The sequence below is a fragment of the Desulfopila sp. IMCC35008 genome (assembly GCF_010646885.2).
Taxonomy (GTDB): Bacteria; Desulfobacterota; Desulfobulbia; order Desulfobulbales; family Desulfocapsaceae; genus Desulfopila.
Window position 1 is genome coordinate 4,738,534 of the sequence record NZ_CP050700.1, and the last position, 22,538, is coordinate 4,761,071.

The 22,538-nt window shown below is 51.6% G+C and carries 18 protein-coding genes; 9 read left to right on the forward strand and 9 right to left on the reverse strand.

Annotation, left to right across the window (positions count from 1 at the left end; translation table 11 throughout):
* Positions 1-88: 88 nt before the first annotated feature.
* The 3 genes from GA520_RS20390 to GA520_RS20400 are packed head-to-tail and all read left to right on the forward strand — an operon-like array spanning position 89 to position 2,719.
* Positions 89-673: a nicotinamidase gene (locus GA520_RS20390; protein WP_163337427.1), complete on the forward strand. Its 585-nt coding sequence runs from the start codon at positions 89-91 to the stop codon at positions 671-673.
* Entirely contained in the window at positions 670-2,013 is a 1,344-nt protein-coding gene (locus tag GA520_RS20395; protein ID WP_163337428.1) for a nicotinate phosphoribosyltransferase, read from the forward strand. The genes GA520_RS20390 and GA520_RS20395 overlap by 4 nt, the downstream gene beginning before the upstream one ends.
* A 28-nt stretch (positions 2,014-2,041) precedes the next feature.
* Positions 2,042-2,719 carry a nitroreductase gene (locus GA520_RS20400; protein WP_163337429.1) on the forward strand — a complete coding sequence of 226 codons (678 nt, stop codon included), beginning with the start codon at positions 2,042-2,044 and terminating at the stop codon, positions 2,717-2,719.
* On the opposite strand, the gene GA520_RS20405 is transcribed toward GA520_RS20400, so the two are convergent.
* From GA520_RS20405 to GA520_RS20420, 4 genes are all read right to left on the reverse strand, one after another.
* The gene (locus GA520_RS20405) at positions 2,716-3,597 is read right to left on the reverse strand and encodes a PAS domain-containing protein (RefSeq protein ID WP_163337430.1); all 882 of its coding nucleotides are present in this window, start codon (positions 3,595-3,597) and stop codon (positions 2,716-2,718) included. The two genes, GA520_RS20400 and GA520_RS20405, sit on opposite strands and share 4 nt — an antisense overlap.
* A 123-nt stretch (positions 3,598-3,720) precedes the next feature.
* The gene (gene xylB, locus GA520_RS20410) at positions 3,721-5,223 is read right to left on the reverse strand and encodes a xylulokinase (protein WP_163337431.1); all 1,503 of its coding nucleotides are present in this window, start codon (positions 5,221-5,223) and stop codon (positions 3,721-3,723) included.
* Between the two features lie 14 nt (positions 5,224-5,237).
* Positions 5,238-6,551 carry a xylose isomerase gene (xylA, locus tag GA520_RS20415; protein WP_163337432.1) on the reverse strand — a complete coding sequence of 438 codons (1,314 nt, stop codon included), beginning with the start codon at positions 6,549-6,551 and terminating at the stop codon, positions 5,238-5,240.
* A gap of 21 nt (positions 6,552-6,572) precedes the next feature.
* Positions 6,573-7,799 (reverse strand): ROK family transcriptional regulator, encoded by a 1,227-nt coding sequence (locus GA520_RS20420; RefSeq protein WP_163337433.1) that lies wholly within the window; start codon positions 7,797-7,799, stop codon positions 6,573-6,575.
* Positions 7,800-8,180: 381 nt separating this feature from the next.
* On the opposite strand from GA520_RS20420, the gene GA520_RS20425 reads away from it, so the two are divergent.
* The 3 genes from GA520_RS20425 (at position 8,181) to GA520_RS20435 (ending at position 12,204) form a co-directional block, all read left to right on the forward strand.
* On the forward strand, positions 8,181-9,242 hold the full coding sequence (locus GA520_RS20425) for a substrate-binding domain-containing protein (protein WP_163337434.1): 1,062 nt from the start codon (positions 8,181-8,183) through the stop codon (positions 9,240-9,242).
* Between the two features lie 213 nt (positions 9,243-9,455).
* Positions 9,456-10,979: a sugar ABC transporter ATP-binding protein gene (locus tag GA520_RS20430; protein WP_163337435.1), complete on the forward strand. Its 1,524-nt coding sequence runs from the start codon at positions 9,456-9,458 to the stop codon at positions 10,977-10,979.
* Positions 10,980-11,004: 25 nt separating this feature from the next.
* On the forward strand, positions 11,005-12,204 hold the full coding sequence (locus GA520_RS20435) for a sugar ABC transporter permease (RefSeq protein ID WP_163337436.1): 1,200 nt from the start codon (positions 11,005-11,007) through the stop codon (positions 12,202-12,204).
* Between the two features lie 94 nt (positions 12,205-12,298).
* On the opposite strand, the gene GA520_RS20440 is transcribed toward GA520_RS20435, so the two are convergent.
* Positions 12,299-13,489, reverse strand: a complete 1,191-nt coding sequence (locus tag GA520_RS20440) for a diguanylate cyclase (protein WP_163337437.1) — start codon at positions 13,487-13,489, stop codon at positions 12,299-12,301.
* Between the two features lie 183 nt (positions 13,490-13,672).
* Between GA520_RS20440 and GA520_RS20445 the strand changes: the two genes are divergently transcribed.
* Positions 13,673-13,888, forward strand: coding sequence for a hypothetical protein (locus GA520_RS20445; protein WP_163337438.1), 216 nt, complete (start codon positions 13,673-13,675; stop codon positions 13,886-13,888).
* A 57-nt stretch (positions 13,889-13,945) separates the two neighbouring features.
* On the opposite strand, the gene GA520_RS20450 is transcribed toward GA520_RS20445, so the two are convergent.
* The 4 genes from GA520_RS20450 to GA520_RS20465 form a co-directional block, all read right to left on the reverse strand.
* On the reverse strand, positions 13,946-14,926 hold the full coding sequence (locus GA520_RS20450; RefSeq protein ID WP_163337439.1) for a cyclic nucleotide-binding domain-containing protein: 981 nt from the start codon (positions 14,924-14,926) through the stop codon (positions 13,946-13,948).
* A gap of 154 nt (positions 14,927-15,080) precedes the next feature.
* Positions 15,081-16,697 carry a glutamate formimidoyltransferase gene (gene ftcD / locus GA520_RS20455; protein WP_163337440.1) on the reverse strand — a complete coding sequence of 539 codons (1,617 nt, stop codon included), beginning with the start codon at positions 16,695-16,697 and terminating at the stop codon, positions 15,081-15,083.
* The gene (gene hutI, locus GA520_RS20460) at positions 16,694-17,974 is read right to left on the reverse strand and encodes an imidazolonepropionase (RefSeq protein ID WP_163337441.1); all 1,281 of its coding nucleotides are present in this window, start codon (positions 17,972-17,974) and stop codon (positions 16,694-16,696) included. Before hutI ends, ftcD begins: the two co-directional genes overlap by 4 nt.
* A 21-nt stretch (positions 17,975-17,995) precedes the next feature.
* Entirely contained in the window at positions 17,996-20,023 is a 2,028-nt protein-coding gene (locus GA520_RS20465; protein WP_163337442.1) for a urocanate hydratase, read from the reverse strand.
* A 194-nt stretch (positions 20,024-20,217) separates the two neighbouring features.
* Between GA520_RS20465 and hutH the strand changes: the two genes are divergently transcribed.
* Both hutH and hutC read left to right on the forward strand, forming a co-directional pair.
* Entirely contained in the window at positions 20,218-21,747 is a 1,530-nt protein-coding gene (gene hutH / locus GA520_RS20470; protein WP_163337443.1) for a histidine ammonia-lyase, read from the forward strand.
* Between the two features lie 6 nt (positions 21,748-21,753).
* Positions 21,754-22,497: a histidine utilization repressor gene (gene hutC / locus GA520_RS20475; RefSeq protein WP_163337444.1), complete on the forward strand. Its 744-nt coding sequence runs from the start codon at positions 21,754-21,756 to the stop codon at positions 22,495-22,497.
* The last annotated feature ends 41 nt before the right edge of the window (positions 22,498-22,538 follow it).

A 22,538-nucleotide genomic window follows, 5' to 3' on the forward strand; every position in this document is an offset into this window, starting at 1 on the left:
CCAAACCTCATTCCATCATGCATTTTCCCGGTTGATATGGTAATGGTTGCGCAAGGCTTCCATCTATTATCGATCCAGGTTCAAGATAATGAAAATATCCCTGTATGACAACGATGCTCTTCTTATTGTAGACGTCCAGAACGATTTCCTGCCCGGCGGCAATCTTGGTGTACCGGAGGGTGATCAGATTGTACCTGTCATCAACAGCTACATCTCCCTGTTCACAAACGCGAAACTTCACGTTTTTGCCAGCCGCGATTACCACCCGGCAGACCACTGTTCCTTTGCAGAGCAGGGAGGGAGTTGGCCCTCCCACTGCGTTGCAGGAACTAGAGGAGCGGACTTTGCAGCAGGACTCAACCTGCCGGAAGATGTCTCGATTATTTCAAAAGCAACCGAACAGGATCGCGACGCCTACTCGGCCCTTGAAGCAACCGGATTAAACAATGAGCTCAAACAGCAGCAAGTCAAAAGGGTTTTTGTCTGCGGCCTTGCCACCGATTATTGTGTACTGGCCTCAGTCCGCGGCCTGCTTCAGGCTGATTTTGAGGTCATACTGCTGGTCGATGCCATAAAAGGCGTAAACCTTACGCCTGGGGACAGTGACAAAGCTATAAAGGAAATGCTGGCGAAAGGCGCTGTTAAACTGACCCTGGAAGAACTGGAAAAATGATACAAGAACATTCTCCCCTGCTGACCGACCTTTACCAACTGACCATGATGCAGGCCTATTATGACAAGGGTATGCAGGAGGAAGCGGTCTTTGAGTTCTTCTTTCGCGACTTCCCGGATAACAGGCGTTTCCTGATTGCCTGTGGCTTGCAGCAGGCCCTGCAGTACCTGGAAAGTATACAGTTTAGCGATGAGGATATCGACTACCTCAGGCGGGACGGCAGGTTTCACGACACGTTCCTCAACCAACTGCGGGAATTCTCCTTTACCGGCGATATCCATGCCATGGCCGAGGGAACCATCTTTTTTTCTCACGAACCCATCCTGAGGGTGACGGCACCGTTGCCCCAGGCGCAACTGGTCGAGACGCGGCTTATCAACATCCTGCAGTTTCAGACCATGATTGCCTCCAAAGCGGCTCGAATGACCCGTTTGCTCCCGGATACGTTGTTGATCGATTACGGACTGCGTCGATCCCACGGAGCAGAAGCAGGGGTCATGGCCGCCCGAGGTGCATACTGCGGAGGCTTTGCAGGCACAGCTACGGTACTGGCGGGCAAAATGTTTAACATTCCCACCTACGGAACCATGGCCCATTCTTTTATCCAGGCACACGACTCGGAAGAGGAGGCATTTTACGACTTTGCCACCAGTCATCCTGAAAACTGCGTGCTCCTGCTCGACACCTATAACACCGAAAGGGCAGTTGAGAGGGTAGTGACACTAAGCCGGAAACTAAAGCAACAGGATATCACGATCAAGGGGGTACGACTCGACAGCGGCGATATGGTGCAACTCTCCAAAAAAGTCCGCACTGTCCTCGATGAAAACGGTCTCCAGGAAATACTCATTTTCGCCAGCGGCGATATGGATGAGTACAGTCTGCAGAAATTTGTCGACAATAATGCCCCCGTGGACGGATTTGGGATAGGTTCAAAACTCACAACTTCCGCCGACCACCCCTATTTTGACTGCGCCTATAAACTGGTAGAGTTTAAGGGAAGAGGAAGAAGGAAGCTTGCTGAGAGCAAATCCACATGGCCCGGCAGGAAACAGGTATTTCGTTCCTTCTCCAAATTTTCAAAGTTTGCGGGGGACATCCTCGGCCTGACAGATGAACAGCATGGCAGCACATCCCTCATTCACCACTACATGAAAAATGGAAAAACAATCACCCCCCTGCCACCACTGGAGGAGGCAAGAGCCTTTGCCATGGAACAGATGCGGCAACTCCCTGCTGACATTGACAGGTCCGCATACCGGTATCCGGTTACCCCATCAGAAAAACTTGAAGAGTATGCGAGGCAGGTAACAAAAGAACTGGAAGAACGCAACCGATAACAAACTTCGCCCCACAAAGGATATGCCCATGACGACTCCCGTTGCAGCCTGTATCCGCCGACGCAAATCAGTCCGTGCTTTTACTGATCAACCAGTGGCAAAAGATATTCTTACCCGGGTTCTGGATACAGCCCGCCACGCCCCCTCCGGGGCCAATACACAACCATGGCAGGTCGCCGTATTGGCCGGGAGAAAAAAAGCACAGCTGCAGGAGTTAATGGAAAAGAGTTTCAGGGCAGGAAACAAAGGAGAAAAGGATTACGATTACTACCCCCAGGACTGGCAGCCGCCCTATAAAGGCAGGCGCACATCCTGCGGCAAACAGCTTTATGATGCCCTGGGGATAGACCGACAGGACAGGGAAAGACGAATGGATCAGTGGATAGCCAATTACAGGGCTTTTGACGCCCCGGTCATGCTGCTTTTTTTTATCGATAAAAGTCTTGCCACCGGATCCTATCTCGATTACGGAATGTTTTTGCAATCGCTTATGCTGGCCGCTGAAGAAGAAGGCCTTGCCACCTGCCCACAGGCGGCGCTTGCCGAATACCCACAACTTGTCCGTGAATTCCTTCATTATCCGGAGAACTGCCTGCTGCTCTGCGGCATGTCACTTGGATATGAAGACAAGCAGGCCCCCGTCAACAGCTACAGGACGCCAAGAGAGGAGGTAACCTCTTTCACCCGATTCTTCCTGGATGATTAGTTCCCGGAAGGCAGGGAGCCACCATCGACTTCTTCAGATTGTTCCCTGCTCTCATCTGCATACTCCTCAAACAGTTTTTCAGAGCAAGAGGGACATATCGAGTGGCTGAAATCCACATCAGTACTCTTCTTGAGGTACGTCTCAAGCTTCTGCCAATACCCTGAATCATCGCGGATCTTCTTACAGGATGCACAAATAGGTAAAAAACCACCGAGGGTTTTCACCTGGGCCAGTGCGTCCTGCAACTCGCTGACGACCTGCTCTCTCTCGCGCTCAACCTGTCGCAACTCCGAGACATCAAATATCAAGCCGATCATTCCTGCAACCCGGCCATGCGTGTCGCAATAGGTTGCCTTATGAAAGAGTACCGTACTGATCTTATTATCTTCATCTGCCACCTCTGCCTCGTAGACCTGTACCCCTGGATTGGCAAAAAGCTCCATATCCATTTGATGGTACTTATCAGCAAGGTAGGCAGGGGCTATATCGTATACACCCTTGCCGATTATCTTACTGCGATCCATTTTCAGGAACTCTGCAAACTTCTCATTACAACCCAGATATACATTGTCCGCATCCTTGTAAAAAACAGGTATGGGCACAGCCTCCAGCAACTGGTTAAGAAAAGTCGCTGTTGTTGACTTTTCAACCTCGGCTTTTTGATATCGAAAAAGCAACCTGCCACAGAGTAATCCGAATATGACAAAGAGGGAGAGGATAAGAAACCGCATGACCAGCTCATTGGCAGAGACCATGCCAACAACCGGGAGCGTTACCAGGGAATCCTTTAAAAAGAATTCATCGACAACCACATCCGCCATAAGCAGCAGCAGGCCGAGGAAAACAGAAAACAGGAAAACAGGAAGGTGGATTTTCACAATAGATTGTTGTTATTTGCCCATTGATATGTACTGTAAGCAACATTTCCTTTTACAGTCAAACTATCTTATCACAAGAACAGAAAGAACAACAACTCGATTGTGTCGTCATCAAGGCAGATATCAGAACTTTGCCATACAGCCATTAAGCTGCAGGTAGCTTTTATAGACCGTCTCATATGAAATCATATTGGGGAAGATCGGCGAGACCCGGCTATGCTCATCCAGATGGACAAAACAGGAGGTAATATCCTGCAGGGACCTGCCAGCTCCGCGCTCTTTCTCATCGCACCAGAGAGCCTGCAGGGCCGCACCGGTTGCGCCAGCCTCTTCCTCCTGAAGGCAGACCACCTCACAACCGAAAATGTCGGCGACAATCTGCCGCCACAGATGGCTTTTGGCACCGCCGCCGGTGAGACGGATCTCCTGTGGATCAATACCGTTTCTCTTCAGCACTTCAAGACCATAGCGCAGCCCAAAAACAGCGCCTTCCATGGCTGCCCTGCAAAACATATCGGACCGCATGTTCCTACTGGTCATACCGGTCAGGGTGGCACGGGCATCAGGCAGGGCGGGAGTTCTCTCACCATTAAAATATGGCAGCAGAATCAAGCCACCGGCACCGGGCTCCACTGCGGCTGCCTGGTCGTTCATTTCTGCAAGCTCAAGGCCAAACATCTGACGCATCAGTTCGGTCGTCACCGTCACGTTCATGGTACAGACAAGTGGCAACCAGCCACCGGAAGATGAACAGAACGCGGCCAACTCCCCTTGAGCATCAACCACGGGAGAATCCGAATAGGCGTAAATCGTACCGGAGGTGCCGAGACTTGCTGTCACCACACCGGGGCTCACGTTACCGGTACCGATAGCCGCCATCATATTATCGCCCCCACCCGATGAAACGAGCACTCCTGCCGGAAGACCGAGTTCGGCCGCCCGGGCAGGAGTGACGACTCCGTGGGGTGCCTCAGATGGGATGAGTTCCGGCAGGCAATACTCTAACTTGCCGGAGGGGTCGATGGCAGATAACAGCTGCCTGGACCAGCAGCGGTTAACCACATCGAAATAGGCGGTCCCGGAACCATCACCACTTTCAGTTTTCTTTTCTCCGGTCAGCCAGTAATTAATATAGTCATGGGGCAACAGTACCGTTGCCAGCCGCTCATAGTTTGCGGGTTCGTTTTGCTGCAGCCAGAGGATCTTGGAAGCAGTAAAACCCGCCGCGACCTGATTGCCGATTTTCTCCAGCACCTGTTCTTCACCGCCGACCCTGTTGGTGATGGTCTTACACTGCGGAACCGTTTCTGTGTCGCACCATAGCTTTGCCGGGCGTATGACTTCTCCTTTTTTATCAAGAGGTACCATACCATGCTGCTGCCCGGAAACACCTATGCCCCGGACCAGGGACGGATCAACAGCCTGATCCGCCAATACTTCTCTCAGTACCTTGCGGCAGGCATCAAGCCAACTGGCCGGATGCTGCTCGCGGCCGCCCCGATCGTTTTCTATAAGATCATATCCGCAATAACTCTCAGCAAGGGCCGTTTGTTTCTTCTCACTTACAACAACACATTTAGTCCCCTGGGTACCGCTATCAATACCAAGATACAATCTATCCGTCATGTCCCAGCTCCAGCTTAGATGAAGGTGTTGATCACATTCTCAAGATATTCCTGACGACCGCTCTTCATAGTCGGCTCGCCGTTGGCCAGGACAAACTCCTCACAAGCAGCAAGGCTTGAGCCCTTTGCGAGGACCGCTGCGGCGGCAGGTTCATTCCATGAACTATACCGTTTCTCCCTGAACCCGGCTAAAACTCCGTCCTCAATTATGGCCGCGGCGATGGCCAGGCCTCTTGCAAAGGTGTCCATACCGCCAATGTGGCCGTGAAAGAGGTCAACTGTTTCATGAGAGGAACGCCGAACCTTGGCATCAAAGTTGAGACCGCCTGAGCCGATTCCACCGGCAGCCAGTATCTCAAGCATGGCAAATGTTGTTGAATAGAGGTCCGTTGGGAATTGGTCTGTATCCCAGCCGAGCAGACTGTCACCCCGATTGACATCAACACTGCCCAGCCTTCCTGCCGAGGCCGCTGTGGCCAGTTCATGCTCAAAGCTATGCCCGGCGAGCGTTGCATGGTTGGCTTCAATATTTAGTTTGAAATGATCGAGCAGGTCATAGGCACGGAGGAAGTTGAGCACCGCTGCCGTATCAAAATCGTACTGGTGCTTGGTCGGTTCTTTTGGTTTCGGCTCAATCAGAAACTGGCCGGTAAAACCTATCTCTTGAGCATACTCTACACACATGTGGAAGAATGCGGCCATCTGGTCCTGCTCCTGCTTAAGGCGGGTATTTAGAAGAGTCTCATACCCTTCACGACCACCCCAGAAGACATAGTTCTGGCCACCAAGCTCCTGGGTGGCCGCTATCGCCTGCTTCACCTGCGCTGCCCCATAGGCAAAAACATGAAAATCGGGATTGGTCCCGGCACCATGTGCGTATCGCGGATGGGAAAACAGGTTGGCCGTTCCCCACAACAGCTTCACTCCGGTTTGTTTCTGGAGTTTTCCGGCATGGGCAACAAGTTTTTCCAGATTGCTGCACGATTGACTGAAAGTGTCCCCTTCCGGAGCAAGATCCCGGTCATGAAAGCAGTAGAAGGGAACGGAAAGTTTGGTGAAAAATTCAAAAGCGGCATCACAGGTGGCAAAGGCATTGTCCATCGGATCACCATACGTCTTCCACGCCTGACTCATTGTTGCATTGCCAAAGGGGTCACCGCCTTCGCTTTTAAAGGTATGCCAATAAGCAACGGCAAAACGCAAATGTTCCTCCATGGTCTTGCCGAGAACCATTTTGTCTTTATCATACCATCGAAATGCCAGGGGATTTTTCGATTTCGGCCCTTCATAAATGACGGTCTCTTTAACTTCGGGAAAATATATAGTCATGTGCTGCTCCTTCATCGCAATTTATTTAAAAAAAGGTGATTTATAAATCTCCCTCAAGACAAGCGTTCCGGACTCCCGGGCCCAGTCACCATCCGTCCAGTCCTGGATAACGAGTTCTGTTCTGGCATAACCGAATTTACCTTTTTTCAGCCTTTCAATCGCCGCCTGCATGGAATCGAACAGTTTGTCCCCTGCCCGTACACCTTTGCCGGTAATAATGACCAACTCCGGGTTGAGCATAGTGATCATGTTGTAAATGCCGACTCCAAGAACATCCCCGGCTTTACGATACAACTCCTCAAGGGCTTCGTTCCCCCGGTCAAGTTCCTCTATCACGTCATTAAAGCAGAGAGTGTCCGGATCGGTACCCTTTTCCGACCACATTCCTTTCCGAACGAGATCCCTGCTATCCCTGATGAGGGCATTATTGCCGACATACGCCTCGATACACCCCTTACGACCACATCGACATAACGGTCCGTCCTCTGATACACAGAGATGACCGAATTCACTGGCTATACCGAGCGTTCCGCGAACCACCTGACCATTAATAACCATACCGGCCCCAACACCGTTTTCGAGGGTAATAACCAGAAAATTGTCCACGCCCTTGCCACTGCCAAACCAGGACTCCGCAATGGCCAGATTATTGGAGCTGTTGTCAATAAACACGGGATGGTTGATCTTCTCATGCAGCATCTCCCGAAACGGTACCTCCTCCCAGCCATAGTTGGGCAGGAAACGGATAATGCCCTCCACCGAGTCGACCGGGCCTGGAATACCCACCCCGACACCGGAGATCTGATCTTTTGAGAAATTTGCCTCCCACATACACGCCTGGATTGCCTGGGCCATAATGTCAACGAGTTCCTCCGGGCCGTACGATTCCTTCTCAAGCTTTACCACATGGGATGCCTTCAATTCCGCCTGGAAATTAACGATGACCACCCTGATCTGGTCCAGGGCCATGTTCACCCCGATAACGTGCACCCCATCAGCCCGTATTGCAAGCAGGGTAGGCCTTCGCCCCCCTTCGTATGCACCAGGTTGTTTCTCCTCTATCAATCCCTCTGCTATCAGTTCAGCCGTAATGCCGGTGACCGAAGCCTGGCTCAAACCCGTCTTTTTGGCAAGATCGGTCCGGGAGATGAGCCCGCTGGTCCGGATCCGGCTGAGTATGTTAGAGCGGTGCATCGCCCGCTGGAAGCTACGGGTAGTCGGTGATTTTTTCGGGAGAGTTTCGGCCATATTCTGAAAATCCTTTCAATTAATTCAGTTTCTAAATTAATTGAGATCAAATGAAAATGTCAACCATTTTTTGTTCACACTCAAAGCTGAGCCGGCACTCTACAACAACGTAATTACAGTATTTAAAGACTCTGACACTACAAGAAACTGCTTGACAGCTTTTTCAATATATGGCATTCGATGAGTGAATTCTAATATTTCAATTATTGAATTATTAATACCGACATGGTGCATATTTGTTGCGGAAGTGGTTAATACACGAATTGAACCATTCGGGACTCCCGGTTACCGGGACCAAACAACATGACGGAATCACCTCGCCGGCATGAGGAGGTCGGAGGCGATACCATCACCCACACTCACTTAAGGAGGAGCCAGAACATGAAAAGAATTGCAGCCGTTGTACTTGCTCTCTGTGCCGCATGCGTCGTAGCAGCATCCCCGGCACTGGCAAAAAAACAGATTAAGATCGGACTCTCCATTTCCGACTTTGAAACTGAGCGCTGGCCGGTTGAGCAGGCCATCATGACCAAGCTGGCCCATGAGCAAGGTGCACAGCTCATCTCCCAGGTCGCCAACCATGACGCAAAACTGCAAAACGACCAGATTGAGAATATGGTTCTGCAAGGGGTCGATGTTATCATCATTATCGCAGAAGACGGTGCTGCCGCCGCCTCCGCTGTTGAATCCGCTGCCCGTGACGGAATCCCCTGCATAGCTTACGACCGTTTGGTAAAATCTGACAAGCTCGCTGCATATATTTCTTTTGACAACGTTGAAGTTGGCCGCACCCAGGCACGCGGTGTATTGAACAAGACCGATAAGGGCAACTTCGTTATGCTCGGCGGCTCCCCCACCGACAACAACGCCGTACTGTTCCGCAAAGGCCAGATGGAAATCATCCAGCCACTGGTGGACAAAGGCCAGATCAAGATCGTTGCCGACCAGTGGGTTGAAAACTGGTCACCTGCCAACGCCACCAAAATTATGGAAAACATTCTGACCGCACAGCAAAACAAGGTTGATGCCGTTGTTGCCTCTAATGACGGAACCGCCCTCGGTGCACTGCAAGCCATGAAAGCTCAGGGACTGGCGGGCAAGGTGCCCATTTCAGGCCAGGACGCTACTGCTGCCGGCTGTAAATCCATCGTTGAAGACGAATTGACCATGACCGTCTACAAAGATGTACGCCTGCTCTCCCCCATGGCAATCGACATGGCTATCAAGCTTGCCCAAGGGGAAAAAGTTGAAGGATTGAAAGATTTTTCTTTAAAGGAACTGACCCTCGACGACAAATTGAAAGGCAACGTACCTTGCAAATTCCTGAAAGTTGTCGGCGTGGACAAAACAAATGTTTATGACGAAATTGTCAAATCCTCCTTCCAGAAGTATGACGATATATACAAGGACATCCCGGAAGACAAACGTCCGCCCCGTCCATAGTAAACGTATAGCCTGAAATTCTTATTATTAAAGGGTCAGGCCTCAGGCCTGACCCCTCATGTACAAAGTCGCGATATCCTGAACATGCTGAAGTCGACACAAAGTTCATGAACAATTCGCATCAGCTACTCATAGACATACGCAGTTTTTACCGGAAACGCCCGATCCGCAAGCAGAGGTTTCCGGTCCCTGTCACATCTGTGGAGATTCGTTTTGTCTGATTACATCCTGGAGTTCAATAACGTCACCAAGGAGTTTCCCGGAGTCCTTGCCTTGAACGACGTATCCTTCAAGGTTCGCAGGGGAACCATACACGCCATATGCGGCGAGAACGGTGCGGGAAAATCCACCCTGATGAAAGTCCTGGCCGGCATCTATCCGCATGAGAGCTATAGCGGCTCTATCAACTACAATGGCGAAGAACTCAACTTTACCGTGGACTCCATCCAACAGGCCATCGAGAAAGGTATCGCCATTGTTCACCAGGAACTGGCCCTTATCCCGCAGATCACCGTGGGCGAGAACATCTACCTCGGTCGTGAACCGGCGGTAAAAGGAATCATTAACTGGAACAAACTTTTCAACGACACCAAGCTGCTGCTGGAAAAACATAATCTCGACATTCCGTTCGCTGCCATTACAGGAGACCTGAGCGTCGGTAAACAGCAAATGGTAGAAATAGCCAAGGTACTTTCGGAAAACGCCCAGGTCCTGATCCTGGACGAACCGACTTCGGCCCTGACCGACTCGGAAGTTGACACTCTGATGGAGATACTGGACAACCTCCGCAATCAGGGCACAACCTGTATCTATATCTCCCACAAGCTTGAAGAAGTATTCCGGATCGCCGATGACATTACTGTTTTCCGGGATGGCGCCGTGGTCGGCTCCAAACCAACCAGTGAAGTGGATAACGAAAAGATCATTGCCATGATGGTGGGACGGGAGATGACAGAACGATTTCCGCCATCGACCCGGATGCCTTCTGAGACCCTGATGGAGGTCCGCAACTGGACGGTTGACTCCACTGAACATCACGGCTGGAAAGCGGTGGATAATGTAAGTTTTTCCCTGCGTAAAGGCGAGATACTAGGCATCGCCGGCCTGATGGGCTCCGGCAGGAGCGAACTGGTCCTTTCCCTCTTCGGGGAATACGGTAAAAACAGGGAAGGCTCCATCACCATCGAAGGTCGGCAGGTTCAGAACAGGTCGGCACGGGAGGCTATAAAAAATGGCATCAGCCTGGTGCCGGAAGACCGGAAACGCATGGGACTCGTTGTTGAACAGTCTATCCTGAAAAACATCTCCCTGCCCAACCTGGACCGTTTTGCCTCCTTTTTATCCATCAATAAACACCTCGAAATTCAGGAGTGTGAGACGATTGCCAAGGACATGGCAGTCAAGACACCAACCCTGCATGCACTTGTCAGCAGCCTCTCCGGCGGCAATCAGCAGAAGGTGGTCATTGCCAAATGGCTGATGTCCAGCCCCAAAATCCTGATCCTGGATGAACCGACCCGGGGCATAGACGTCGGGGCTAAATTCGAGATCTATAAACTCATGAACGACCTGACTTCGCAGGGGATTTCCATTTTGATGGTTTCCTCAGAACTTCCTGAAATCCTTGGGATGAGTGACAGGATCATGGTCATGCATGAAGGGAAGCTGGGCGGCATCATCGATCGATCGGAAGCGACCCAGGAAAATATAATGGCCATGGCCACTGGACTCAATTGAGAGATTTCATCAAGGAAAGCGAATCATGCTTGCACAAAAGATAAACGACCTGATCCGGCAGAACATGAAAACCTACACCATGATCCTGGCCCTGGCCCTGATCTGGCTGTTTTTCGGATATATGACCGACTGGATTTTCTTCTCCCCGCGAAACATGTCAAACCTGTTCCGCCAGATGACCATTGTCTCTTTTCTCTCCATCGGCATGGTCTTGATCATTGTCACCGGGAATATCGATCTGTCTGTGGGGTCGGTAGTGGGACTGGTAAGCGCCGTCACCGCATATCTTCAAGCGATACTGCTGCCGCCGCTGCTTGAATCGATGCTGCCGGGAGCCGATATTTTGGTCCGCGGTCTGGTTTCCACCGGTATTACCATCGTCATCGGCCTACTGGTGGGTATCCTTATAGGGGTCTGGCAAGGCTGGATTGTCGCCTATCTGGGTGTACCCGCTTTTATCGTAACCCTTGGCGGCATGCTTATCTTTCGAGGCGGGGTGCTTGGTGTCACCCAGGGCAAAACCATCGTTCCCGTCGAAGATTCTTTTCGGCTTATCGCCCAGGGATATCTTCCCAACACCGCTGGCTGGGCTCTTGGGGTCGGCACAGCCCTCGTTATCTTTTTCATGATCTTCCACAACCGGAGACAACGTAAGGAATACGGTTTCGACCAGGCTCCCATGTATGTCGATTTTCTTCGCGCCACCTTTTTCAGTTGCCTGGTGATCTATTTTGTAAAGGTCATGAATGACTATCGGGGCATCCCCAACCCGGTTCTGCTCATGGCAGTCGTCGCACTTATTTTCACCTACATAACCAACAACACCAAACTGGGCCGCCATGCCTATGCACTCGGCGGCAACAAGGAGGCCACACGGCTCTCGGGTATTAATATCCGGCGCAATGTTTTCACCATATTTGTCCTGATGGGGGCGCTCTGTGGTGTCTCCGGCATCGTCCTGACAGGCTATGTTGCCGCCGGCACTACCGGGGGCGGGGTGAATTACGAACTTGAGGCCATTGCCGCCTGTGTTATCGGCGGAACGAGCCTGATGGGGGGCGAAGGAAAAATCTTCGGAGCAATTGTCGGCTCACTCATCATGGCCAGCCTATTAAATGGAATGTCGGTTATGAATATGCCGATCTTCTGGCAATTTATTATTCGCGGCCTGGTCCTCATCCTGGCAGTTTATGTGGATGTGCTTTCCAAGAAGAAGAAAGTTTGATTAAAATTCCCCACCCCGCTTGAATCGACAACCCGCCCTGTTGCATCCGGGGCGGGTTGCCCTTTATATTGCCAATATTACACCAAAAAATGTATCATATCGACTCGACCCTATTCCGCCCCAAATCCTTGGCCCTGTAAAGAGCCTTGTCTGCCCGGTTGACAAGTTCCATAGTGTTCCCTCCTGGCTGATATTCAGCAACACCAAAACTGCAGGTCACCATTTTTCCAATACTGAACCGATATTTGGCAACTGCAGCACAGAGCTTTAACGCGATCACCTCAGCACCGTCCCTGTCTGTTCCGGACATCAGAATGGCGAACTCCTCTCCACCCCAGCGAGCAAGAATATCATTATGCCGGATGTTCTTCCGGACCAGCTCTGATAACTCTTTTAATACACTGTCTCCCGCAAGGTGCCCAAGAGTGTCGTTTACCTTTTTAAAGTAATCAATATCAAACATGATAATGGAAAGACCTTCTCCTCCCTGAACAACGCGGGTAAATTCATGGTTCAACTGTTCATTGAAATAGGAGCGATTATAGAGTTGTGTCAGGCCATCGGTAATTGCCTGCTCCTCCAGAACCACATTTTTTTCAGTAAGCGTCACTTTCTGTTCTGCCAGCTCGGAGACAAATGGCGAAACCATCCTTCTCATTATCAGGCCGCTTAAAATCAGCAACACACAGGCACAACCAAAAGCGATAAGGGAGATCCGGATAAACGGTCGCCGCAGGTCGTCGAGAAATATCTTCCCGACAAGCCCCAACTTCAACGGTTGCACATTGGTAAAGGCAGACAAGATCCTGTTCCCCAGGTGGTCCTCCGTTTCCAGGACAGCCGTCTGCCCACTCAGTGCCAACCCCATGGGATTTTGCCCCAACTCTTCATAAAGAACCGTTTGGCCGGTAAGATTCTTCCCGCCAAGACGAAAAGTGACATGCTCCCCTGTCCGTTCAGCGATGAGAAGATTGAGGACCGGATTTTTCTGATCTGATCGTTCCTGCTCTGTCACCTGTAACCGGGAAAGCCTTTCGAACACATTAATCAATCCGTCACCGCATCCCAGATGCCCTCCCAGGCGTTCCTGTTTATTATGCGTTGTTTGCTCTGCATGAATAACCCTTATGAAGTTCGCCTGATTTTTCACAAACTCGAGCAGGCGTTGTTTCTGTTCTTCCACAGCGGTCCGATACAGGAACATTACAGTACCTGCTGTAGTCAGGAACACAACGATCCCGGTAATTATAATTGTCGTGATAAAAACCTTGGTCGATTCTTTCATGGATGGCGGGTTCCTGCATTATTTTGATAGATGTTTTCATTGTAGCATCTTGCCTCATTTATGCAAAAGCCTGATACGCCACCACATTGTCGCACACATGCAGTGACTTGACCGACCGCCACCCGACACCTATACTGTGGTAAGTGAATAAGAAATCTTCAGAAACACACAAGGAGAGATACCATGCCAACCGAAAAATGTCCGGACTGCGGTTGCTGTCATTTTTATGTAAAAGACCCAGACGACCAGTACAACATCAGTGAATTTGAGCTGGTAGAGGGAGAAATCATCTATAGCGGCGAAGAGGCTGAAGGGGGTCACCTCAAGGTAGATGAGGAGACTGAAACATTTTGTGACAAGTGCGCCTGGCATGATCAGTTCAAGGTGCTGAAATCGTAAATTGCCTCTTTCAGCAATACCGGCAGAGTAATCAAACTGAGTGCTGACTGCTGGCAATCAGGCCAATATTTTCTCAAGCAGTTCTTTCTTTATTGCTTTCTCCAACCTGATATGCAGACAATACTCATTATGCATGTAAAAAGAGACTTTTACAATTTTGCCCACCCGCCTGAACTCGATCAACTCATCACCGACTTTAAATGAAAAGTGAAGCAGCAGGTTCCTCGCCAGCAGCGCACGGGCTGTCGCCTTTTTTGAAATTTTAATCTCAAACGCGCACCCCTCAAGAGAGATATCCACCAGCTCCCCCCTGAAGTAGGTCTTGGTCTTTTTCCCCTCTTTTGAGAGCAGCACACCTTTTAAGGGTCCTGTCACCGGGTAGCGCGGCTTATCCTTTTTCTCCAGGGCCTTCCAGCGTGAAATCTCCTCCAAATTTCCATGCTTCACACAAAAGTCGAGCAGCCTCTCATACAATCCCGGATATTTCTCGTACCAGCTGTCGGTTGCGGCATTGTCGAGACAATACATCTCAACCTCCGTCACACTGACAGCGGTGGCGGAACAGAGGGAGATCGACGTAAAACTGTACTCCCCAAGTAAGTTTCCTTTGCCCATCTGGGCAAGCATCCTGCCTTTCTCCTTTTTGGGAGACAAGATGGCAACCCTGCCCTTATCTATAAAGAAAAGCCTGGTATTGTAACCACCCTGGGCAAGGATAATGTTTTTTGGAGGAATAATACTTTTCCTGAGTGAATAGAACAGGCCGTTTTTTTCTTCCTCAGTCAAGGTCGAATACAAATGATCCCAGATAGCCAGGTGGTCCGCGTCCACCCCTGAGGTTTTCTCCTGCTCAATAATTTCTGCCGAGCCGATAACTTCCCTGAGTGCCATCGGGGCCACCGTGAGCAGCTCCTCGCGCAGGGTTTCCGCCCGCTCGAAATCTTTCGCCTTGGCAGCGACTGTTATCTCATCAAACAATCGGCCGATCAGCTGCTCCTGGCTCTCATCTTTCGGCTTCTGCACTTCAGAAGGGGCCATACTACCTCCTCCGGTTCGTTACCTCACACCACAGACCAGCTCTTTATTCCTTAATGAAATACATACATCAATCCACCACTTCAATGTATCATATAGGATTACACGATGCAAATCAACAGCCCGCGACCATGCCGGGTAGAAGTCAGTCACACCGCTACACCGCCTCCAAAAGACCAAGTACCTCGTCACACTTCTCTGTTGCTCTTTGCATAATAGCCTCCGCTTCGGCCAGGCCCCCCTTTCTGAAAAGCTCGTCGTGAATGCCCTCCATATTGATAAGGACATTCTGGTACGCCCCCCAGATACCGGTCTTGAGTGCCATTGCCCCGACCTGGGTATCGGATTTTGAGGCGGGATTACCATACTGCGCCACAATCAGCAGACTCTCCCAGGCCTGGTCACCAAGGCGCATGGTGGTGAGTGGCACGTTGATAGCCGTTTTCAGACCATTCTGCATCTTGGCTTGTCTTAGGGCTTTCTCTTCGTCTGAATCCCTCGGCATCCTCAACCCTTCCATATACTCATTAAAGGCTGAGGTATCGGCATCGATCATTGGAATAAGCTGCGACGTAAGATTATGGAGCACGGGAATAGCCTCAATCATATGTGGTTGCACCTCTTCAAACTTACGCACGCCCCAGGTAAGTTTAGAGACCATCGAACCGAGCCCTGTCCCGATTGCGGCGATCGCTGCAGACGCCGACCCACCGCCCGGTGCCGAGGTTCTCGCGCCAATCTCTTCAATAAAATTGCGGACTGACAGCGAAGCAAGCGGCTCATCGGGCTCTTCTTTTACGATATATTCGATAACCTTTTCTTCCGGCTTAAAAGGTGCGACGGAATTGAGTCCCATTCTCTCGATCGCCAGGCGCAGTTTCTGCTCCTCCTGGTAAATAAAGAGCCCTTCTTTTTCGATGTAATACTCTGCTGCCAACAGCAGGGCAGCAAGTGGCACTACGCCGACGACCTCGGATCCGGCAACGGCCAGGTTCAACAAGGCCGCTTCCTTTTTTACTTCCTCAAAAAAGGTGTGGATAGGGGTTACCCGGTAATCGGTCAGATTGACCGTTACCTGGGCCATATTGTACTCATCAACAAACCACCCCATACCTTTTACTTCCCGCAAACGACCAGGCTCGCCTTCCCCGCGGCCAGCTTCACGCAGATTCAGGGCAATGCGATGGGCCTGGTTGGGAGAACCCAGGATATTGACGTTATAAGCGATCAGGAAATTACGGGCCCCGGTTGCGGTTATGCCCCATTCAGGGACAAACCCAACCGGCCCGAAATCCGGTCTCCATTTATCGTCCTTCAACCGTTTGGCCAGGCCCTCGTATTCCCCTTCCCGAATATCGGGAAGTTTTCGACGGTAATCGCGGTCGGCTGCCTCTTCGTAGAGGTAAAAAGGAATATTCAGCTCATCTGCGGCCCGCTTGGCAAACTGTTTCGATACCTCGACACACTCTTCCATGGTCACACCGGCTACCGGCACAAAGGGACACACGTCCATAGCCCCGAAGCGCGGATGCTCACCCCTATGTTTACGCATGTCGATTTTCTCACGGGCCACACGGGCAGCGGCCAGGGCACCCTCGACGACACCCTCCGGACTCCCCACGAAGGTGTACACTGTTCGATGAGTTGAATAGCCGGGGTCGACATCGATGAGCGTACACCCCTCAGTATTACGGATCGCCTCACCAATAGCCTCAATGATCGCCTTGTCACGCCCTTCTGAGAAATTAGGTACACACTCTATTATCTTCTTCATATCCTTTCCTGCTCGTAAATAACCTGGCCTGCCCTGGCAACCAGCTTTCCGTTCTTGTAAACCTCTGCAACCGAATCCCCTCCCGCATGGTAGGCAAGAATAGCGGGAGATTCCCCATCCAGGATGAGCATATCCGCTTGTTTTCCCACCTCAAGGCTACCTACCCTGTCAGCCAGACCAATAGCATAGGAACTGTTAAGGGTTGCGCCCACCAACGCCTCCTCGGGACTCATGTCCATGTTCATGACAGCGAGGCCGATAACAAAAGGCATCGATTCACAGTAACTGGAACCAGGATTGCAGTCCGTGGCAAGAGCCACCGGCACCCCTTGGGCAATCATGTCCCGGGCACGGGCATAAGGCTTCTTCAGGCTGTAGGCGGTTACGGGCAACAGGTTTGCCACGACACCGGCCTCAGCCATTCGTTGTATATTTTCATCACTTACCGCGAGGAGATGGTCCGCTGAAAGAGCACCGAGTTCAGCCGCCAGGCCACCTCCGCCAAGGTCGTGAACCTCATCAGCATGAAGTTTGACCCGCATGCCAAGCCTTTTCGCCGCCAGCAGCAGTCTACGCCCTTGCTCGATCGAAAAAACACCTTCTTCACAAAATATATCGCATTGATCGGCCAGACCTTGTTGCCAAACAGCAGGAAGCATTTCGTTTATAAGCAGCTCAATAAACGCATCCGGATTTTCCTTATATGCCGGCGGTATGGCATGGGCCCCGAGGAATGTCGCAACCACATCCTGCGGGGCAACATCCGCCACGCGGCTTATGGCCCTCAGCATCTTCAACTCGTTTTCCGTATCCAGCCCGTAACCGGACTTGATCTCCAGGCTGGTTGTTCCACTCTTTAAGGCAGAGCTGACATGACGCCGGGTCATATCATACAGGTCTTCTTCCGAGGCGGCCGCCACGCTCCGTACCGAGGAGAGGATTCCTCCGCCTTGTTTCAGGATATCCAGATAAGGCGTCCCCAGGAGACGTTTAGTAAATTCAGACTCCCGCCGGGCCCCAAAACACATGTGAGTATGGGGATCGACAAAGCCAGGGATAACGCATCGTCCGCCGCACTGCACAAGTTCTGGTGATATATTGTGGGGAACGTGCTGCGCTACTTCCTCTTTGTTACCGATTGCCACTATACTGCCGTCATGGACCAGCAATGCACCGTCTGGTATATGGCTGATATGCCCCTGATTCTCCCCGGACAGCGGTGAACCGTAGTCCCGGGCAGTATAGATATTGGCGTTTGTAAAAAGTGTATACGACATGAGCTCTCCTTCTACAGGCCTTTATTTGTTTTCAAAAAGGGCTGCAACGGCCTCTGAAACCCGCTTTTCATCGGAACCAAAGGGGACGGTTATCTGATCTCCGTTGCTATTATCCCGGTTATACGTTGCTGCAACCTCCATGGCATTGGGGTTTCCCGCCCAGTTACGGCGGGCGACACCGCCCATAACATCCCAGGACATAGCGGATTGCAGGATATGATCCACCCGCTCACTGCCGTCAAGCACCATGCCAAAGCCCCCGTTGATGGCTTTACCGATCCCGGTCCCGCCTCCGTTATGCAGGGCCACAAGCGACATGCCCCGGGCTGCATTGCCGGCAAAGCAGTGGGTGGCCATATCGGCGCAGACATTTGAGCCATCCTTGATATTTGCAGTTTCCCGGAATGGGGAGTCGGTCCCACCTGGATCGTGATGGTCCCGGCCCAGCATGACCGGTCCCACTTCGCCGGCACGGACCATCTCATTGAATTTCAGGGCAATGGCGGTTCGACCTCCGGCATCCGAATACAGAATACGGGCCTGACTGCCGACAACCATATGATTTTTTTCCGCATCCCGGATCCAGACATAATTATCGCGATCCTCTGATCTTCGCCCGGGATCGATACAGGACATGGCAGCCTTATCAGTCTTTGCCAGGTCTTCAGGTTTGCCACTCAAACATACCCAGCGAAAAGGACCATAGCCGTAATCGAAGATCGGACCCATGATATCCTCAAAATAGGAGGGAAACACAAACCCGTCCCGATCATCCACCCCGTTCCTGGCCACGTCCGTAACCCCGGCATCAAACACTGCTTTTAAAAAAGCATTCCCGTAGTCGAAAAAATAGGCCCCCTGATCACTCAATGCCCGAACAGCCGCAATATGCCGGACCAAACTGGCGTCAACCCGTTTACAGAACTCCGCCCTGTCACCGGCCAGCATCGCGGTCCGCTCTTCAAAGCTCATACCGACAGGACAATACCCACCGTCATACACCACATGGCAGGAGGTCTGATCCGAGAACAGGTCCACCTTGTATTTCCTCTTGGCCATCTCCTCAAGAAGGTCGACCACATTGCCGTGATAGGCGATGGAGCATCGCTCCTTTCTCTCAACTGCCTCAGATGCCATCGATAATACGTCGTCAATATCTCCTGACACCTTATCGACCCAACCCTGCTCATGCCTGGTGATGATCCGTGATTGGTCCACCTCGGCAACAATGGAGACAGCGCCAGCGATTCGTGCTGCTTTCGGCTGGGCACCACTCATGCCCCCCAGGCCGGAAGAGACAAAAAGCAGTCCGCGAAGGTCTCCGTCCGGAGCCACCCCACACACTTTGCGACCCGCATTAAGCAGGGTGTTATAGGTCCCATGGACAATGCCCTGCGGTCCAATATACATCCAACCGCCCGCCGTCATTTGGCCATAGGACGAGACCCCCATCTGGGCTGCGATCTCCCAGTCATCGGGATTGTCGTACTGGCCAACCATCAAGCCATTAGTGATAATAACCCGTGGCTGATCCGGGTCCGACTTAAACAGGCCAAGGGGATGTCCGGACTGCATCACCAGCGTCTGCTCCTCCGTCAGTTGCTCCAGATACTTCTTGATGAGGTTATACTGCATCCAGTTCTGGCAGACGCTGCCCGTCTCCCCGTACGTGACCAATTCGTAAGGATAGAGGGCAACATCGAAGTCCAGGTTATTATCTATCATGAGCTGAAACGCCTTGCCGGCCAGACAATGCCCCTTGTACTCTTCAATTGGTCTCGCCTTAATCCGTCCTTCCGGGCGAAACCGGTATCCGTAAATCCTGCCCCGTGTGGCAAGTTCATCCAAAAACTCAGGTATCAGTATTTCATGATGCTGCCCGGGTATATACCTGAGCGCATTCCGAAGCGCCTTCTCACTCTGTGATTTGGTCAAGCGAAATCCCCGATCTGGAGCCCGGCGAATCCCTTCTGCAAATTGCTTTTTTGCGGGCAGGTATGCATCTAAAAGAATTCTCATCCCGTGATCATCATGAGTAGCTGTTGTCATATTCTCACCATCTTGTTTTATACGGTTCAAAAAAATATCGTTTCTACCATAATAACAACTACCGCTTGTATATACAAGTAGCTTATACACCCTCTCTTATCCGCCATATACCAAAATATTTCTTGATATCTGCTTCACTTGTATATACATTTAAAGAAATATTCTTTATCACATAACAATAATTACGAGACAACATGAAAACGATACTCTTGGATCCCGGCAAGTTGACACTCCAACAACTTCGTGAAATAACAACTACAAATGTTCGTGTCCAACTCACGAAAGAGAGCAGGAGACAGATCGACACCTCCGTTGAAACGGTTCGGGAACTGATCGGCAACGGGCGTGTCATATATGGGATCAATACCGGATTCGGACTGCTGGCCAATACCGTCATCCCCCACGAGGAGCTTGAGCATCTCCAACGTTCTATCGTACTCTCGCATGCTGCCGGTGTCGGCGAGTTTATGAACGAGGCAACGGTACGGTTAATGATGGTACTCAAAATCAACAGCCTGGCTCGTGGCTATTCAGGTATCCGCTACGAAGTAATCGACAGCCTCATCGATCTGGTCAACAGTCGGGTCTACCCCTGTATCCCGCAAAAAGGCTCCGTCGGCGCCTCAGGCGACCTTGCACCGCTGGCCCATATGAGCACAGTCCTGCTTGGGGAGGGCGAGGTATTTCATGATGGACAGCGACTGAGTGGTAAAGAGGGACTGGCTCTCGCCGGACTTGAACCGATCACCCTCGGCCCCAAGGAAGGGCTGGCATTACTCAACGGCACCCAGGCCTCAACCGCTTTTGCACTCAACGGCCTGTTTGCCGCCGAAGATCTTCTTGCTACAGGTATTGTATCCGGTAGCCTGAGCATAGAAGCAGCGCTGGGCTCCCGTCGTCCCTTCGAGGCCCTGATCCACGAAGTGCGGGGACATGAATGCCAGATAGATGTTGCAGCAGCCTACCGCGAACTGCTCGCCCACAGCGAAATAGAGGCTTCCCACAAAGGCTGCGAAGCGGTACAGGATCCATATTCACTGAGATGCCAGCCGCAGGTTATGGGTGCCTGTCTTGAGCAGATCCGCAATAGTGCGCGAACCTTGCTTACAGAGGCCAATGCGGTTTCTGACAACCCGCTGGTTTTCAGCGAGGAGCAGGACATCATCTCAGGTGGAAACTTCCACGCAGAGCCAGTTGCGATGGCTGCAGACAATCTGGCACTGGCCCTTGCCGAAATCGGCGCCCTCTCCGAGCGGCGGATGGCACTTCTGATCGACACCCACATGAGCAAACTCCCTCCCTTCCTGGTCGAAAAAGGAGGCCTCAACTCCGGCTTCATGATCGCCCAGGTCACCTCCGCCGCCCTTGCCAGTGAGAATAAATCCCTGGCACACCCCGCTTCCGTCGACAGCCTGCCCACCTCGGCCAACCAGGAAGACCATGTCTCCATGGCCACATTCGCGGCTCGAAGACTCCTCGATATGGCGGAGAACAGTGGTAATATCCTGGCTATTGAGTTACTTGCTGCCTGCCAGGGTGTCGATTTCAGAAGCCCACTGAAAAGTTCAGCGAAACTGGAACAGGCCAAGCAGCTGGTGCGGGAACAGGTTCCCTTTTACGACCAGGACCGCTACTTTGCACCTGATATAGAAAAGATCTACACCATTATCCGTCAAGGCGTATTCAACAGCCTGCTTCACACGGAATTGCTCCCAAGCTTCTGAGCCACAATGACAAAACAGAGCGAAAGAACACCTCTCTATGAACGAGTAAAACAGTACATCATGGAGCGGGTTGACAGTAAGATCTGGCAGCCGGGTATGAAAATCGACTCTGAAGCGGAACTGGTTGCCGCTACCGGGGCGTCGCGGATGACGGTCAACAGGGCACTGCGCGAACTGACCGCCGAAGGCCGACTCACCCGTAAGCAGGGACTCGGCACTTTTGTTGCTGAAAAGAAAAGCCGTGCGGCACTTCTTGAGATCAAGTCCATCGCCAAAGAAATAAGGGACAACGGCGGAGATTACTCCTGTAGCATCCACTTGCTGCAAGAGGAAAAGGTACGACCGGAGCTGGCATCGCTCTTGGGGCTTTCCCCTTACGAACCGGTTTTTCATTCCGTCATCGTCCACAAGGATGGAGGGACCCCCATCCAGCTCGGCTCAAGATTTATCAATCCCACCATTGCCCCGGACTACCTCAATCAGGATTTCACCCGCACAACACCAAGCGATTACCTGCTGCAACTGGCCCCCGTATCGGCTGTTGAGCACGAGGTAGAAGCTCTTATCCCGGAAGCGTGGATCAGGGACCTGCTTCAAACCAACCATCACGAGCCATGCCTTGCCCTTTATCGAAAGACTTGGGTTGGTGAGGTGATCGCCACCTATTCGACCTTCTATTATCCGGGTTCCCGTTACACCCTGGGCAGCCGGTTCACCCCTTCGGGCGCGACAACGATCAATATAAGCTGATGGACTGCATTTCCCCCCATTCCTGAAAGCCTGAAGTTTTT